The 851-nt window shown below is 58.6% G+C and carries 1 pseudogene; it reads left to right on the forward strand.

Annotated elements, in window-relative coordinates:
- Nucleotides 1-126: 126 nt before the first annotated feature.
- Nucleotides 127-726 (forward strand): annotated as a pseudogene (locus CG471_RS29870) (transposase); the annotation flags it as partial.
- Nucleotides 727-851 lie beyond the last annotated feature (125 nt).

Consider the following 851-nt stretch of genomic DNA (forward strand, 5'->3'; position numbering starts at 1 on the left):
CTGCCGCCGCGAACCTAAGCCTCTGCAAGCTCAACCAAACCCAAAAATGTAGTGGTAACACTCGCGCCGGTGCGTGCATGTCATTGAACAAAAATGCCTTTTCCAAAAGCACTGTTCAAGTTGGGCTATGTGGTCGATGCCGCTTCGATTGCAGTGTCGCGCCGACACCGACGGGCCAAGACTGACAGGATTGATGGCGAGGCGCTGGTTCGTACCTTGATGGCATGGATACGCGGTGAGCCAAGGGTATGTTCGATGGTTCGCGTGCCAACGGTCGAAGACGAGGACCGCCGGCGGATCGGACGGGAACGCAGGGTGCTCGTCAAGGAACGCACGCTGCACACAAACCGCATCAAAGGCCTGCTCTTCAGCGTCGGTATTCGGGGTTATGAGCCAAACCGACGGGGGCGGCGTGAACGCCTTGAGGGGATGAAGACGGGCGACGGTAAGCCATTGCCTTCGCATCTCAAGGCGCAGCTCAGTCGCGAGCTTGATCGTCTTGAACTACTCGACAAGCAGATCAAATGCGTTGAGGCCGAGCGTGACGACATGTCCGAGACTTTGCCGCAAGCCACGCTTACCATGCTCAAGGGCATAGGCCCGGAGTTTGCGAACGTCCTCGCCAGCGAAGGGCTGTTCCGGCATTTCGACAACCGGCGCCAGATTGCTGCTTATGCCGGGCTAGCACCCTCGCCGTGGCGTAGCGGCTCGATCGATCGAGAACGGGACTGTCAGGATTTCCGTGTGTGGCCGGGCATAATGGGCAACAAGGAGTCCCACTATGTCACGACGCAAAGAACCTGCCATACCGAATGAGCTTCTCGATCAGCTTTTGGCGGGCGGCGCTGCCA

This window comes from Sphingobium sp. IP1, assembly GCF_002708645.1.
GTDB classification, from domain to species: Bacteria; Pseudomonadota; Alphaproteobacteria; order Sphingomonadales; family Sphingomonadaceae; genus Sphingobium; species Sphingobium yanoikuyae.